The sequence below is a fragment of the Anaerosporomusa subterranea genome (assembly GCF_001611555.1).
In the GTDB taxonomy this organism is placed as follows: domain Bacteria; phylum Bacillota; class Negativicutes; order Sporomusales; family Acetonemataceae; genus Anaerosporomusa; species Anaerosporomusa subterranea.
Map to the genome: position 1 here is coordinate 1 of NZ_LSGP01000009.1, position 15,806 is coordinate 15,806.

Here is a 15,806-nt window from a genome sequence, read left to right on the forward strand (position 1 = left end):
TTTGCCATTCTCAATTCCTCCTAAACTTTATTCTAGTCCTGTGATGAACCTTTCATCTTAGCAATAATAGTGTCAGCAATACTCTTAGGTACTTCCTCGTAATGGTCAAATTCCATCGAGTAGTTGCCACGGCCTTGCGTTTTTGAACGCAGATCTGTAGAATAACCAAACATTTCAGAGAGCGGAACAAACGAACGTATCGATTGCACTCCCGAACGTGGCTCCATGCCTTCAATCCGTCCGCGGCGTGAGTTCAGGTCGCCAATAACATCACCCAAGTATTCTTCTGGCACCTGAACTTCTACCTTCATATACGGTTCAAGCAACGCTGGGTTTGCTTTTTGTGCACCAGCCTTGAAGCCCATCGATCCGGCAATCTTGAACGCCATTTCCGAAGAGTCGACGTCATGGTAAGAACCATCATAGACAACAACCTTAATGTCGACCATCGGGAATCCGGCCATTACACCGTTTTCCATCGCCTCTTTAACGCCAGCCTCAACCGGATTAATATATTCCCTTGGAATAGATCCACCGACAGTTTTGTTTTCAAAGACGAAGCCTTCTCCAGGCGCTTGCGGAATCAGTTCCAGCCAGCAATGACCATACTGACCACGGCCACCGGATTGACGAACAAACTTGCCTTCAGCCTTAACCGTCTTGCGAATCGTCTCGCGATAAGCAACCTGAGGCTTGCCAACACTGCAGTCTACTTTAAACTCACGCAGCATCCGGTCAACGATGATTTCCAAATGAAGCTCGCCCATACCTTGAATAATGGTTTGGCCTGTTTCTGCATCTGTATACATCCGGAAGGTCGGATCTTCTTCAGCTAAACGCCCTAGAGCAGTTCCCATTTTTTCTTGGTCAGCCTTGGTCTTCGGTTCGACCGCAATCGAGATAACCGGGTCAGGGAAGACCATGGATTCAAGAATAATCGCGTTCTTCTCATCACAAAGCGTGTCGCCAGTCGTAGTGTCTTTCAAACCAACAGCAGCAGCGATATCACCGGTATAAACTATTTCAATCTCTTCGCGGTGATTAGCGTGCATCTGTAGAATTCGACCGATCCGCTCGCGTTTGCCCTTAGTGGAGTTATACACATAAGAGCCCGAAGCGAGAGTGCCGGAGTACACACGGAAAAACGCCAATTTACCAACATACGGGTCAGCCATAATCTTAAACGCCAAAGCAGAAAATGGCAATTCGTCACTAGGATCGCGATGATCCGGTTCATTGGTATCCGGGTCAACACCGTTAATGGCGCCAATATCGGTCGGAGCCGGCATGTACGCAATAACTGCATCCAGCAGCGCCTGAACACCTTTGTTCTTGTATGACGACCCGCAAATGACCGGCGTCATTTTGCAAGCGATAGTCGCCTTGCGGATCCCCTGTTTAATTTCCTCGACGGTAAGCTCTTCACCTTCGAGGTATTTCATCATTAGCGCATCGTCGCTTTCCGCCACCGCGTCAAGCAGTTGCAGGCGATATATCTCAGCCTGTTCCTGCAAGTCTTCAGGAATCTCAGCTTCAACAGCCGTGCCCTTATCATCAACATAAACCCTGGACTTCATGGTAATCAGGTCAACAGACCCCTTGAAGGTGTCTTCTGAACCAATCGGCAGTTGAATAGGAACCGCATTGGCTCCCAGGCGAGATTTCATCATATCTACAACGCGATAAAAGTCGGCGCCGGTGATATCCATTTTGTTAACATATGCCATACGAGGAACATTATATTTATCCGCTTGACGCCAAACCGTTTCCGACTGCGGTTCTACGCCACCTTTTGCGCAAAATACGGCGACCGAGCCGTCAAGCACTCTTAGCGAACGTTCTACCTCAACAGTAAAGTCCACGTGCCCTGGTGTGTCAATAATGTTTACACGATGCCCATCCCATTGACAGGTAGTGGCCGCAGAGGTAATCGTGATACCTCTCTCTTGTTCCTGCACCATCCAGTCCATCGTCGCAGCGCCATCATGCACTTCACCAATCTTGTGAGTCTTGCCTGTGTAAAATAAAATCCGTTCGGTCGTAGTGGTTTTGCCGGCGTCAATATGTGCCATGATGCCTATGTTCCGAGTTTTTTCAAGCGGAAACTTTCTGGCCACTAACCTCACTCCTTATTATCCGGAAAAGCCTATTTGCGGAACCACTCCGCAAGGTTTACCAACGATAGTGGGCAAACGCTTTGTTGGCTTCCGCCATTTTATGGGTATCTTCTTTTTTCTTAATAGAAGCTCCAGTATTGTTCGCAGCATCCATTAGCTCAGCAGCCAAGCGTTCATGCATGGTTTTTTCGCCACGTTTGCGGGAATAACCAACAACCCAGCGAATCCCCAGCGACAAACGACGATCCGGGCGAACTTCCACCGGCACTTGATAGTTTGCTCCACCAACACGGCGAGCGCGAACCTCCAGGACTGGCATAACATTTTTCAAAGCTAATTCGAAAAGTTCAAGTGGATCTTTACCAGTCTTAGCCCGAATAATATCAAAGGCATCATATACAATGTTTTCAGCAATGCCTTTTTTGCCATCCATCATGATTTTATTAACGAAACGCGTAACCAATTTGGAGCTGTATACCGGATCCGGCAATACATCCCGTTTCGGTACTCCACCTTTTCTAGGCATCGTTTACCTCCTTATCCCCGCAGCCCAAAGGACCACAGTGCTATATTTACTTCTTCTTCGCACGTTTTGCGCCATATTTCGATCTGCTTTGGTTACGTTTCTGCACACCAGCAGTATCAAGCGCACCGCGGATAATGTGATAACGAACACCTGGTAAGTCTTTTACCCTACCACCCCTGATCAGAACAACAGAGTGCTCTTGCAAGTTGTGGCCAATCCCAGGGATGTAAGCGGTAACCTCAATGGCGTTGGTCAGCCTGATACGAGCCACTTTCCGCAAAGCGGAGTTAGGCTTTTTAGGGGTAGTTGTGTACACCCTAGTGCAGACGCCGCGTTTTTGAGGACATTCCTTCAGAGCAGGAGCTGTCGATTTTTTTTCCAGTTCTTCTCTGCCTTTACGTACCAATTGATTAATAGTCGGCATTTGCGCACCTCCTTCCCGATTATCATGATTCATTTATAAACAAATCATTCCCAGCCAAAACCAGAAACAATCCGCCTAACAGAGAAACTACTTTAAACACGCCACAGCCGCGGCCCCAACTTCTATACCGCAAGCTTTTCCGAGTTCAAGCATCGATAAACTATTGTCTACAGCAATTTTCTCACGAATACACACTTCTGTTACCGGCAAAAGTAGGCGCTGATCTGCATCATTCGCCAAATACACGATAGCAGCAAGCCCTTTTTCCACTGCTTTAACCGTCTGTTTGGCACCGACAACTTTTTTGGCGTTTTTTAGATCAGCAATGCTCATAAGCACCAAACCTCTTGCCAAATCTGGCATGTATTGAGAAAAACCCTATTAGACACTCTAATATTCTATCATCTGACATTCCAACTGTCAATAAAACTTCAATAGATTATAGAGGTCTGCGAGAGAAAATTTCTCTTGCAGACCTCTAAGAATATTTATTGAACCTCTGTCGGAATAAGCTTCTTAATCCGAATGTTGCGGTAGCGGCTCATGCCAGTTCCCGCAGGGACAAGTTTGCCGATAATGACGTTTTCTTTTAACCCGAGTAATGGATCAATTTTACCTTTGATTGCTGCCTCAGTTAAGACCCTAGTCGTTTCTTGGAATGAGGCCGCCGAAAGGAAGGAGTCTGTAGCCAATGAAGCCTTGGTAATCCCTAAAAGGATTGGACGAGCAACGGCAGGCTCGCCGCCGTTATCCATAGCTGCCGCATTTTGCTCCTCAAAAGTTGAGATGTCGATATATTCACCTGGCAACAATTCAGTATCGCCCGGTTCCTCGACTTTTACTTTATGCATCATCTGACGCACCATAACTTCAATATGCTTGTCATTGATCTCAACACCCTGGGACTTATACACTTTCTGTACTTCATAGACCAGATAGCGTTGGGTCTCTTTCAAGCCACGGACTCGCAAAATATCGTGAGGATTCACAGCGCCTTCTGTCAAACGATCGCCTGCTTCGACTAACTGCCCGTCTTTAACCAGTAGTCTGGCGCCGTACGGCACTTGATATGCCCGTTCTTCACCCAATTCCGGCGTGATAGTTACCCGTCGCATTCCTTTGCTTTCGCGAACCTCAGCCTTGCCGTCAGTCTCACTGATAATTGCCGGACGCTTGGGTTTACGCGCCTCAAACAATTCTTCAACACGGGGCAAGCCTTGTGTAATATCATCACCAGCAACGCCGCCAGTATGGAAAGTACGCATGGTCAGCTGAGTCCCTGGTTCACCGATCGACTGTGCTGCGATAATGCCGACCGCTTCACCGACATCAACATTTTTTCCTGTAGCCAGATTACGGCCATAACATTTCCGGCAAACGCCAAATTGTGAACGGCAGGTAAGAACAGAGCGAATGGTCATTTTTTTGCGAACCTTAACGATTTTTGTAGCGATTGTCTCGTCAATTTCTTCGTTAAGGCCAATGATCAATTCACCGGTTTCTTCATCAACGACATCTTCAGCCGCGATACGACCAACGATACGGTCTTTTAAATATTCAATCACACCAGTGCCTTCGATGATGTCCTCAACTTGAATGCCTTTGATATTGTTATAGCGCACCTTAACTTCGCGAGCGGCGCCCTGAATGAATTGGTCAATCACTTCTTCAGTAATCAACACGCCAGCGGGGAAGATTTCTTCACCTTGATTATTACGCACCGGTTCGAACGTTGTCTTGCCAAGCATTTCACGAACCATTGCCTCTCTAACCATGGCAACAAGAGTCTCTTCTGGTTCGCCTAACTCGATGGTTTCAACGCCATCGCCAGAAATTACAGTAATCGAGGTCATGGCGTGTTCGCCTAAAATCCACAGGTTATCATCCGTTAGTTCCGTGTTCGCCCGCAATACCAGTTCTCCGGTTTTGGTACTATATACGTCACCTGCAATTACCCGGCCCAGCAAAATATCCCGTTTAGCGGATATAGCTTGCGACGAGGGGATAGCCAACCTGGCCTTCTCGCGGAGTAAGTTAAAGCCGACGATATCACAGTCATCTTCACGTACAATCACGTCTTGCGCCACGTCTACCAAGCGACGGGTCAAATAACCTGAGTCGGCTGTCCGCAATGCGGTATCTGCCAAGCCTTTGCGAGCGCCGTGGGTCGAAATAAAGTACTCTAACACAGTCAGGCCTTCACGGAAGTTCGCTTTAATCGGCAAGTCGATAATTCGACCGGAAGGATCCGCCATCAGTCCGCGCATGCCTGCGAGTTGTCGGATCTGTTGGATGTTGCCGCGAGCACCGGAGTTAGCCATCATATAAACCGGATTGAACCGATCAAGCGAGTTCATTAACGCAGCAGTAACGTCATCAGTTGCCTTTGTCCATAGATCAATGATCTTCTTATAGCGTTCATCGGCTGTAATCAGACCCCGACGGTACTGACGATCAATTTCATCGACATCTTTGTCTGCCTGCGCAATGATCTCAACTTTCTTCTCAGGGATTTTAATATCAGCCATAGCAATTGTGATACCTGCACGGCAAGCATATGAGAAGCCGAGCTTCTTGATATTATCAAGCACTACAGCTGACTTTGAGTTGCCAAAACGGCGATAGCATTCCGCAACTAGCACGCCAAGCTGTTTCTTGTCCATTAAGACGCCAAGGTGCCAGCCATCATCTTGCTTCACATAATGACGCAGCTCTTCTGGCAACACTTCGCTAAAGATGAGGCGCCCAGCTGTTGTATGCACCAAGCCACGCTCAGCAATCCTGACCCTTATTTTCGTCTGCAGATGCAAGTCGCCATGGTGATAGGCTGTAAGAACTTCATCATAGTTAGCAAAAAATCGTTTATTGACCAGCGGATCGGCAGGGTCGTCGTCTTTTTCTATAGTCAGGTAGTAGGCGCCAAGAACCATATCTTGAGTTGGCGTTGCTACCGGCCGACCGTCCTTAGTCGACAAAATATTGTGCGCCGATAGCATCAGTAAACGTGCTTCAGCTTGCGCTTCAGCCGATAAAGGTACGTGAACCGCCATCTGGTCGCCGTCAAAGTCAGCATTATAGGCTGTACAGACTAGTGGGTGAATCTTGATAGCGCGTCCTTCACTCAGAACAGGCTCGAAGGCTTGAATGCCTAAGCGATGTAGGGTCGGAGCGCGGTTTAACAGAACAGGATGTTCCTTAATGACTTCTTCTAAGACATCCCAAACCTCTGGGCGTACACGTTCGACCATGCGTTTAGCACTTTTAATGTTGTGCGCATGTCCGGCATTAACAAGCTTCTTCATGACAAAAGGCTTAAATAACTCAAGTGCCATTTCTTTTGGCAAGCCACATTGGTGCAATTTGAGTTCTGGCCCTACCACGATAACAGAACGTCCGGAATAGTCAACCCGTTTGCCAAGCAGGTTCTGACGGAAGCGTCCCTGCTTACCTTTGAGCATATCACTTAGCGACTTGAGTGGTCGATTGCCCGGACCCGTAACCGGGCGGCCGCGACGACCATTATCAATAAGCGCGTCAACCGCTTCTTGCAACATACGTTTCTCATTACGGACAATGATGTCAGGAGCACCGAGATCCAACAGACGTTTCAGACGATTGTTTCGGTTGATAACACGGCGGTACAAGTCATTCAAGTCAGAGGTAGCAAATCGACCGCCATCCAACTGAACCATTGGTCGAAGCTCCGGAGGAATGACAGGCACAACATCCAGAATCATCCAGGATGGCGTATTACCCGATTTTCGAAATGCCTCGACGACTTCCAATCGACGGATAGCGCGGATCTTGCGCTGCCCACTAACTTCTTTCAGTTCTTGCCGCAATTCGCGCCCCATTTTATCGAGGTCCAACTCGTCAAGTAACTTCTTTACCGCCTCAGCACCCATGCTGACTTTGAACGCATTGCCATACTTATCACGGTAATCGCGATATTCAGTTTCTGTCAACAGTTGCTTTTTCATTAATGGCGTGTCGCCTGGATCAAGCACAATGTATGAAGCAAAATACAGTACTTTTTCTAAAGAGCGGGGCGAGATATCAAGTATCAAGCCCATCCTGCTGGGAATACCCTTAAAATACCAGATATGGGAAACTGGAGCAGCTAGTTCAATATGCCCCATCCGGTCTCGCCGGACCTTTGAGCGGGTGACTTCTACGCCGCAACGGTCGCAGATGATTCCTTTGTAACGAATGCGTTTATACTTTCCGCAATGACACTCCCAGTCACGAGTTGGCCCAAAGATTTTTTCACAAAAGAGACCTTCCCGCTCCGGCTTCAAAGTTCTGTAGTTGATCGTTTCGGGCTTCTTCACTTCACCATGTGACCAGTTGCGAATTTGATCAGGCGAGGCCAAACCAATACGCATAGAATCGAAATTATTTACATCCAACAAGGGCTTATCGCTCCCTTCGCAAAATCGTCATACCACTAGCAAGCCTGCCTGCGTATGCCGCTTTATTCCTCGATGTCATCGTCCATTTCGTCAAGATAGTGCCGGGAACTAAGTTTCTTCGGTTTCTCGACCTTCGCCTTTTTTAGGCCCGGCTTCCGGCTAAGGAGCTCAAGATCATCATCAGTGGCAGGAGCGCCTATTCTTTCTGTTCCCAGATCGCCAATTTCCGCAATGATGTCAAGTTCTTCTTCAATGGGATCCAAGTCGTCAGAGCCGTCTTCCAGTTCATCAACTTGATAGTCAGGTTTCTGTTCTGGCACACGCTTGACTAGTGCTTCGTCACCCAAGTTAAAATCTAGCTCTTTCGCGGTTTCGTGGATATCATCTTCTGTGTCGCGGATGAGAATCTCTTGGGCATCTTCAGATAGAATCTTTACATCCAATCCGATGCTTTGCAGCTCTTTGATAAGAACCTTAAATGATTCTGGTACACCGGGTTCAGGCACATTCTCACCTTTGACGATAGCCTCATAGGTTTTTACCCGGCCGACTACATCATCTGACTTGACAGTAAGCAGTTCTTGCAGAGTGTACGCGGCGCCATATGCTTCAAGCGCCCAAACCTCCATCTCGCCAAAGCGCTGACCGCCAAACTGTGCCTTGCCACCTAGCGGTTGCTGGGTAACCAGTGAATACGGTCCAGTGGAGCGGGCATGGATCTTGTCGTCAACTAAGTGAGCGAGTTTCAGCATATAAACATAGCCAACCGTAACTTGATTATCAAAAGCAATACCCGTGCGACCATCATAAAGAGTGCTCTTGCCATTTGCAGGTAGACCGGCTACTTCTAAGGTCTTTACTACTTCTTGCTCTGATGCACCGTCGAAGACCGGAGTTGCCAAATGAATACCGGCGATATCTGGTTTGGGCAAACCATGCTTAGCGAAATTGTAACCATTAGCTTTTAATCTCTCTTCCACATGGGGGTCACCATTTTTAACTTGCATGCCTAACACGGCGGCAGCATAACCTAAGTGAGTCTCCAAGACCTGACCGATATTCATACGTGAAGGTACGCCCAATGGGTTGAGAACAATCTGTACCGGCGTACCGTCAGCCATGAAAGGCATATCTTCTTCCGGCATAATCCGGGATACGACGCCCTTGTTACCGTGACGACCTGCCATTTTATCGCCTTCAGATATCTTGCGTTTCTGAGCGATGTAGACGCGCACCAGTTGATTAACTCCAGGCGGTAATTCATCACCGTTCTCGCGACTAAAGACCTTTACATCGACAATCTTGCCAGCTTCTCCATGAGGAACACGCAGCGATGTATCACGGACTTCACGCGCTTTTTCACCAAAAATAGCGCGTAACAATCGTTCTTCAGCTGTTAATTCGGTTTCACCTTTTGGAGTAACCTTGCCAACCAAGATATCGCCAGGGCGAACCTCCGCGCCAACGCGGATTATACCGCGATCATCCAAGTCGCGCAGTACTTCTTCAGCGACATTAGGAATATCACGAGTGATCTCTTCTGGTCCCAACTTGGTATCGCGGGAGTCACACTCATATTCTTCAATATGTATGGAGGTGAAGATATCTTCTTTTACCAGGCGCTCACTTAGCAGAATAGCATCCTCGTAATTGTAGCCTTCCCAGGGCATGAATGCTACCAAGACGTTAAAACCAAGTGCTAGTTCGCCTTTATCAGTCGAAGGGCCATCAGCCAGGACAGTCCCTTTCTCCACTCGCTCACCCTTAAAGATAATGGGTTTTTGGTTAATGCAAGTCCCTTGGTTTGAACGAAGGTATTTAAGGAGCTTATAGCGATCAAGAGTATTGGCATCGGTGCGAACAACGATTTCCTTAGCTGTAACTGACTCAATAGTCCCCGCGTTTTTCGCCAACGCAACGACACCTGAATCTCTTGCAGCCTTATATTCCATACCAGTACCCACAAGCGGGGCCTGTGTCCGCAGCAGCGGTACAGCCTGGCGTTGCATGTTAGCTCCCATCAGCGCACGGTTCGCGTCATCATTCTCCAAAAACGGGATCATGGCTGTTGCAATGGAGACAACTTGCTTCGGTGAAACATCCATATAGTCCACTTTTTCAGGCAGAACGACGAGAATCTCATTTTTATAGCGTGCCATCACGCGAGGCTCAACAAACCAACTATCTTCGTTTAGTTCGTCATTAGCCTGAGCGACAATCATTTCGTCTTCTTCGTCTGCAGTCAAGTAGACGACTTCATCTGTTACTTTGCGATTCTCCTTATCAACTTTGCGATAGGGAGTCTCCAGAAAACCAAATTCATTAATACGGGCAAAGGTAGACAGGGAGCCGATTAGACCGATATTTGGACCCTCAGGAGTCTCGATTGGGCACATGCGACCATAGTGAGAGTAGTGAACATCGCGAACCTCGAAACCAGCGCGTTCCCGGCTCAAGCCACCTGGTCCCAGTGCGCTAAGACGGCGTTTATGGGTCAATTCAGCCAGCGGGTTGGTTTGATCCATAAACTGTGATAACTGGCTAGAACCAAAAAACTCTTTGATCGCCGCAACAACTGGTCGAATATTAATAAGTGCCTGTGGCGTGATGACATCCGTATCTTGGATGGTACTACGCTCTTTAACAACCCGTTCCATTCTTGATAAACCAATGCGGAACTGATTTTGCAGCAATTCACCCACTGACCGCAAACGGCGATTACCTAAATGGTCAATATCATCAGTATTGCCATGACCTTCAATCAAATTAAGCAGATAGCTGATGGTTGCAATAATATCTTCTCTGGTGATTGTACGATGATTATATGGCAGCGTTGGGTTGCAATTCATCTTAATCACTGTACCATCTTTTTGACGAATTTTCACTTCTATCAGCTTATTATCGGCAAATACACGATGCTCTTCCAGACGTTTCAATATCTTCTCATCAACAACTGCGCCTTCAGGTGCAACGATTTCACCGTCAGCATCTACTATGGCTTGATGAAGGGTTTTCCCCATCAGCCGTCTGCGCCAACCTAATTTTTTAGTTAATTTATAACGTCCAACTGTGGCTAAATCATAACGCTTGGCATCGAAAAACAGAGATTCCAGCAACTGCGCGGCATTGTCAACAGTAGGCGGTTCGCCGGGACGTAAACGCTTATAGATCTCAACCAAAGCTTCTTCCCGCGATTCAGTATTATCACGATCTAGAGTTGCGCGAATCCGGGAATCATCGTTAAACAATTCTAGTATCGTATTCTTAGAAGCAAAACCAAGTGCACGAATTAGCACAGTGACAGGGAGTTTCCGCGTGCGATCAACCCGGACAGAAATGATATCATTCGCATCAGTTTCCAGCTCAAGCCAGGCGCCGCGATTAGGAATGACGGTAGCGTTATATAATTTTTTGCCACTAGTATCGATCGACTCATTGTAATATACGCCGGGAGAACGAACCAACTGGCTGACAATGACACGCTCAGCACCATTTATGATGAACGTTCCATTCTCTGTCATCAGGGGAAAGTCTCCCATGAACACTTCTGATTCCTTAATTTCACCGGTCTCTTTACTGAATAAACGAACGCTGACCTTGAGCGGCGCGGAATATGTAACATCGCGCTCTTTGCACTCCTCGACAGCATACTTCGGTTCACCCAGAGTAAAACTGACAAAAGAAAGGACAAGATTGCCCGTGAAGTCCTGGATTGGCGAAATATCACTAAATATTTCTTGCAAGCCTTCTCTGAGAAACCACTCATACGAATTCTTCTGAATTTCGATGAGGTTAGGCATGTCCAGCACTTCGTTAATTTTGGCGTAGCTGTATCTGGCCTTCTTGCCCACCGGAACAGGATTGAACATTGTATCCTTCACCCCTTAGCCCAAATTAAACAATGAATGGCAAAGCATAAAGCTGCATTAAACGGTAAACACTAAATACGAAAATAAGCAAGGTTCTTGCATTGATGGTAAGGACCTTGCCTTTTTCAGCCGATGAAAGGGTATTTCATCCTCCATTATATTACTATTTCCTGGGAACAAAGAGTTTATACCGTAAGAAATTAAATATGTATACGAAAAAAGGGTAATATGTACCGCGATTAATAATGTTAGCATACAATTTCATAAATGTCAATGCACTGAGTACATAAAAAAAGACGCCCCACACGGAGCGTCTTTTTTCGATACTGTATTTTGGGAATTACTTAACGTCGACAGATGCGCCAGCTTCAACCAATTTAGCTTTAATCGCTTCAGCATCAGCTTTGGAGATTTTTTCTTTGACAGGTTTCGGAGCGCCGTCAACCAAATCTTTTGCTTCTTTCAAGCCAAGGCCAGTCAGTTCGCGAACAACTTTGATAACGTTGATCTTGGCAGCGCCAGCGCTGGTCAGGATTACGTCAAATTCAGTTTGTTCTTCAGCAGCCGCAGGAGCAGCAGCCGCAGGAGCAGCAGCCATTGCTACAGGAGCAGCAGCAGATACGCCAAATTTTTCTTCCAGAGCTTTCACCAGTTCGGACAGTTCGAGGACAGTCATTTGCTCAATGGCTTCCATGATTTGTTCTTTATTCATTATAAAACCCTCCAAAATTTAATTTAATTAATTTTAATTATCCAGTCAAGCTAAATTAGTTAGCTTATGCGGATTCTTTTTGTTTGCGAATGGCTTCAAGCGCACAAACCAGATTCCGTGTGGTTCCGTGCAGAACGTTGACCAGTCCAACGATCGGCGATTGCATACCTGCCAGCAGTTGAGCGAGGAGAACCTCGCGCGAAGGTAGGCTTGCCAGTGATTTTACACCATTAGCATCAATAACTTTACCTTCGACGATACCAGCTTTAATTTCCAGGTTTTTTCCCTTAAGCTCTTTAACAAATTCTGAGAGAACTTTAGCAGGAGCTACAGGGTCTGTGTAGGAAATTGCAATTGCAGTGGTACCCTCAAGATGTTTGTCGAGTCCGGTGATATTTGCTTTTGCTGCCGCAATGCGGGTCAGCGTATTCTTCACCACACGATATTCGACTTCTGCTTCACGCAACTTACGGCGAAGCTTAGTGTCTTGAGCAACAGACAAACCACTATACGTGGTTAGTACCGCACCTTTAGTACGAGTCAGCTTATCAGATAGCTCAGCTACGAGTTGTTCCTTTTCGGTAGTAATCGGCATTTCTTTTCCACCTCCTTTAGCGGATTAACTCTTGGATAATCAAAAACGACCTCTCGGCAATAGTACCGGAGGTCGTTAAAGGCATAACCAAAACACTGCGCCTTTTTCCCCGGCCTCGGCAGGCGGACTACTGTCACTTACGTTTAAGAGACACCTGCTGTCTATAGCCCAACTATGAAGTTAAGATAGAAGTTATTCTTTCTTGCCGGGGGCTTTGAGTGGGTTCACCCGAATGCCGGGTCCCATGGTCGTACTGACGCTGATGTTGCGCATATACTGACCTTTAGCGGCTGCAGGCTTCACCTTAATCAAAATGTCGATTAAGGCTTGGAAATTTTTCAAAAGTTTTTCGTTTTCGAAAGAAATCTTGCCGATAGGTGCATGAATGTTGCCAGCCTTATCAGTACGATATTCGATCTTACCAGCTTTAATCTCATTGATAGCTCGAGTTAAATCTGGAGTTACTGTGCCTACTTTAGGGTTAGGCATTAAGCCCTTAGGACCCAGGATTTTGCCAAGACGACCGACAAGAGCCATCATGTCAGGAGTGGCTACAGCCACATCAAAATCCGTCCAGCCTCCCTGAATCTTAGCAACAATATCCTCAGCGCCGACAAAATCAGCGCCAGCGAGTTCAGCTTCTTTGGCTTTCTCGCCTTTAGCAAATACTAGTACGCGTTTAGTTTTACCTGTACCAAAAGGAAGAACTACCGCGCCACGGACTTGTTGATCAGCGTGCTTAGGATCAACACCAAGCTTAACCGCTAGCTCAACAGTCTCGTCAAATTTTGCAGTCGCCGTTTTCTTAATAAGCTCGATTGCTTCTTCTGGATCATAAAGCTTCGCGATATCGATAAGCTTTATGGCCTCAGCATACTTTTTTCCATGTTTAGCCATACAATAGCCTCCTGTTTGTGGTATTAGCGGATAATCCTCCCACATCCGTCATAACCGACGGCCAGCGCAACCAATGCGCCAGTAAATGAGATTAGTCAACAATATCAATGCCCATACTACGCGCGGTTCCTTCAATCATACGCATAGCAGCTTCGACGCTGGCTGCATTGAGGTCCTGCATTTTGCTTTCTGCAATCTCACGTACTTTATTCCGAGAGACCTTAGCAACCTTCTTCTTGTTCGGTTCGCCGGAAGCAGTTTCTATGCCAGCAGCCTTTTTCAAAAGCACAGCGGCCGGCGGGGTCTTGGTAATAAAGCTAAAGGATCTGTCTTCAAAGACAGTAATCTCTACCGGGATGATAAGACCCGCCTGAGCAGCGGTTCTCTCGTTGAACTCCTTGACAAACGCCATAATATTCACGCCAGCTTGGCCTAAAGCGGGGCCGACGGGAGGAGCGGGAGTCGCCTTGCCAGCAGGAACTTGTAGTTTGACAAGCTTAACAACCTTCTTAGCCACGATTACACCTCCTTACTATCAAAAGATGTGGTCAAGCGGGTTTTGGAAACCCTCCCACGTTAGGTAACGATCTTACATTTTAGCCACTTGTGAAAAATCGAGTTCTATAGGAGTTTCGCGCCCAAACATATTCACCAGAACTTTCAGCTTGCCTCGTTCTGGATATATCTCAAGCACGGTGGCTGACCAATTCTCAAATGCGCCCGAAGTAATACGGATAATTTCTTTGGGATGGATGTCAATTTTAGGGCGGGTTTCTTCAATACCCATAGACTTCAAAATACGTTTGATTTCAGCTGGGCTTAATGGGGTGGGCTTGGTGCCGGACCCAACGAATCCGGTTACACCTGGCGTATTGCGAACAACATACCAAGACCGGTCGTTTACAATCATTTCAACCAAAACATACCCTGGAAAGACCTTCTTCTTTGTGATCTTTTTCTTGTCGCCTTTGATTTCGACTTCGTCTTCCATCGGCACAAGAACCTGGAAAATTTCATTCTCCATCCCCATAGAATGGACTTTTCTTTCCAAGTTGGTCTTTACTTTATTTTCATAGCCAGAGTATGTATGGATGACATACCAATTTCTTTCGGATTCCATAGCCATAAGGGACGCCGCGGCGTCGTCTCACCCCCTACTTGATGATAGCCTTCAACAGTCCTGTAAAGGACGTGTCAATTATCCAAATTAGAGCCGCTACGACGACCACGGAAACAAAAACTACTCCCGTGTAAGCAACTAACTCACGCCGCGTCGGCCAGGAGACTTTTTTCAGTTCAGCCCGGACTTCGCGAACGAACTTTTTAATGCGCGACGTATTCGTCTGTACCGCCGTTTCTTGAGCAGCCATTTTCTCACATCCCCGTATCATACTGCCGCATACTGCCGCATACTGCAAAGACTGGCAGGGGCGGCAGGAATCGAACCCGCAACCAACGGTTTTGGAGACCGCTACTCTACCAGTTGAGCTACACCCCTAGAGCACGAAATTTATTATACGTTATTTCGTTTCTTTGTGTAAAGTCTGTTTTTTGCAGAACTTGCAGTACTTGTTGAATTCTAATCTGTCAGGATCATTTTTTTTGTTTTTATTGGACTGGTAGTTGCGTGATTTGCAATCCCCACAGGCCAACGTAATCGCGATACGCACGTTACACACCTCTTTCAGCCGTAAAATAGCAAGCTTTTCAAAATATCGCTAATATAATGTATCACACTTGAAAAGGCATGTCAATAGTCCACATACCCGGGTGTTTAGGCATTCAATCATCCTGCCCGGCTTTGTTTCGCCTTCGCACAGCCTGTAAGCCTCCGCCCTTTTAGGTCAGGGACTAACAGGCTGTCGCTCGAACCCCTAAAGTGAGCCTTCGGCTGAGCGAATTCAAAGATTTCGAGCCTCATTCACAAGGCGACTAAGATTCAGATGGAGTCAAGAAACTCCAGTTGAATCTTAGTCTTCTTTATAATATCCAGTATGCATTAGGCATGCCCCGTTGTACCATTTTTTATACTTGTTTGCGATTAAACAAATAACGGGAGCGCGTCTGCGCTCCCGGCACTACTACTGGGAGATCGAGGTTACAACGCCAGCGCCGACGGTACGACCGCCTTCACGAATCGCGAAACGCAAACCTTCTTCAATCGCGATCGGAGTGATCAGTTCGATTGACATTTGGATGTTATCGCCAGGCATAACCATTTCTACGCCTTCTGGAAGAGTGACAACGCCAGTTA

At 46.9% G+C, this 15,806-nt stretch carries 14 protein-coding genes, 1 tRNA gene and 1 other annotated feature; all 15 genes read right to left on the bottom strand.

Features of this window, described 5'->3' with window-relative positions; genetic code table 11:
* Positions 1-32 precede the first annotated feature (32 nt).
* Complete coding sequence (gene fusA / locus AXX12_RS03190; protein WP_066238100.1) at positions 33-2,117, bottom strand: elongation factor G; 2,085 nt, start codon at positions 2,115-2,117, stop codon at positions 33-35.
* Between the two features lie 55 nt (positions 2,118-2,172).
* Entirely contained in the window at positions 2,173-2,643 is a 471-nt protein-coding gene (gene rpsG, locus AXX12_RS03195) for a 30S ribosomal protein S7 (RefSeq protein ID WP_066238102.1), read from the bottom strand.
* Positions 2,644-2,689: 46 nt separating this feature from the next.
* Positions 2,690-3,067: a 30S ribosomal protein S12 gene (gene rpsL / locus AXX12_RS03200; RefSeq protein ID WP_066238104.1), complete on the bottom strand. Its 378-nt coding sequence runs from the start codon at positions 3,065-3,067 to the stop codon at positions 2,690-2,692.
* Positions 3,068-3,154: 87 nt separating this feature from the next.
* Positions 3,155-3,400: a ribosomal L7Ae/L30e/S12e/Gadd45 family protein gene (locus tag AXX12_RS03205; protein WP_066238106.1), complete on the bottom strand. Its 246-nt coding sequence runs from the start codon at positions 3,398-3,400 to the stop codon at positions 3,155-3,157.
* A gap of 155 nt (positions 3,401-3,555) precedes the next feature.
* Positions 3,556-7,479, bottom strand: coding sequence for a DNA-directed RNA polymerase subunit beta' (gene rpoC / locus AXX12_RS03210; protein WP_066238110.1), 3,924 nt, complete (start codon positions 7,477-7,479; stop codon positions 3,556-3,558).
* A 62-nt stretch (positions 7,480-7,541) separates the two neighbouring features.
* A complete protein-coding gene (rpoB, locus tag AXX12_RS03215) occupies positions 7,542-11,348 on the bottom strand; it encodes a DNA-directed RNA polymerase subunit beta (protein WP_066238113.1) in 3,807 nt (1,268 codons plus the stop codon).
* A 340-nt stretch (positions 11,349-11,688) separates the two neighbouring features.
* Positions 11,689-12,060: a 50S ribosomal protein L7/L12 gene (gene rplL / locus AXX12_RS03220; protein WP_066238116.1), complete on the bottom strand. Its 372-nt coding sequence runs from the start codon at positions 12,058-12,060 to the stop codon at positions 11,689-11,691.
* 64 nt (positions 12,061-12,124) lie between these two features.
* Positions 12,125-12,655, bottom strand: a complete 531-nt coding sequence (gene rplJ, locus AXX12_RS03225) for a 50S ribosomal protein L10 (protein WP_066238119.1) — start codon at positions 12,653-12,655, stop codon at positions 12,125-12,127.
* 31 nt (positions 12,656-12,686) lie between these two features.
* Positions 12,687-12,840: a sequence feature (ribosomal protein L10 leader region), on the bottom strand.
* Positions 12,841-12,847: 7 nt separating this feature from the next.
* Entirely contained in the window at positions 12,848-13,552 is a 705-nt protein-coding gene (gene rplA, locus AXX12_RS03230) for a 50S ribosomal protein L1 (protein ID WP_066238122.1), read from the bottom strand.
* 91 nt (positions 13,553-13,643) lie between these two features.
* Positions 13,644-14,069: a 50S ribosomal protein L11 gene (rplK, locus tag AXX12_RS03235; protein ID WP_066238127.1), complete on the bottom strand. Its 426-nt coding sequence runs from the start codon at positions 14,067-14,069 to the stop codon at positions 13,644-13,646.
* 72 nt (positions 14,070-14,141) lie between these two features.
* A complete protein-coding gene (gene nusG / locus AXX12_RS03240) occupies positions 14,142-14,672 on the bottom strand; it encodes a transcription termination/antitermination protein NusG (protein ID WP_066238131.1) in 531 nt (176 codons plus the stop codon).
* 34 nt (positions 14,673-14,706) lie between these two features.
* Positions 14,707-14,922, bottom strand: a complete 216-nt coding sequence (gene secE / locus AXX12_RS03245) for a preprotein translocase subunit SecE (RefSeq protein WP_066238129.1) — start codon at positions 14,920-14,922, stop codon at positions 14,707-14,709.
* A gap of 52 nt (positions 14,923-14,974) precedes the next feature.
* Positions 14,975-15,050: transfer RNA gene (locus AXX12_RS03250), tRNA-Trp, on the bottom strand.
* A gap of 22 nt (positions 15,051-15,072) precedes the next feature.
* The gene (gene rpmG, locus AXX12_RS18670) at positions 15,073-15,222 is read right to left on the bottom strand and encodes a 50S ribosomal protein L33 (protein WP_074431328.1); all 150 of its coding nucleotides are present in this window, start codon (positions 15,220-15,222) and stop codon (positions 15,073-15,075) included.
* Positions 15,223-15,633: 411 nt separating this feature from the next.
* Positions 15,634-15,806 (bottom strand): EF-Tu C-terminal domain-related protein (locus tag AXX12_RS18675; protein WP_461781725.1); only part of this gene is annotated, 173 nt, incomplete at its 5' end.

Coding starts and splice junctions, on each gene's coding strand:
- rpsG (WP_066238102.1), bottom strand. CDS start 2,643: ATGCCTAGAAAAGGTGGAGTACCGAAACGGGATGTATTGCCGGATCCG.
- rplJ (WP_066238119.1), bottom strand. CDS start 12,655: ATGCCGATTACTACCGAAAAGGAACAACTCGTAGCTGAGCTATCTGAT.
- nusG (WP_066238131.1), bottom strand. CDS start 14,672: ATGGAATCCGAAAGAAATTGGTATGTCATCCATACATACTCTGGCTAT.
- rpsL (WP_066238104.1), bottom strand. CDS start 3,067: ATGCCGACTATTAATCAATTGGTACGTAAAGGCAGAGAAGAACTGGAA.
- rplA (WP_066238122.1), bottom strand. CDS start 13,552: ATGGCTAAACATGGAAAAAAGTATGCTGAGGCCATAAAGCTTATCGAT.
- rplL (WP_066238116.1), bottom strand. CDS start 12,060: ATGAATAAAGAACAAATCATGGAAGCCATTGAGCAAATGACTGTCCTC.
- rpoB (WP_066238113.1), bottom strand. CDS start 11,348: ATGTTCAATCCTGTTCCGGTGGGCAAGAAGGCCAGATACAGCTACGCC.
- secE (WP_066238129.1), bottom strand. CDS start 14,922: ATGGCTGCTCAAGAAACGGCGGTACAGACGAATACGTCGCGCATTAAA.
- AXX12_RS03205 (WP_066238106.1), bottom strand. CDS start 3,400: ATGAGCATTGCTGATCTAAAAAACGCCAAAAAAGTTGTCGGTGCCAAA.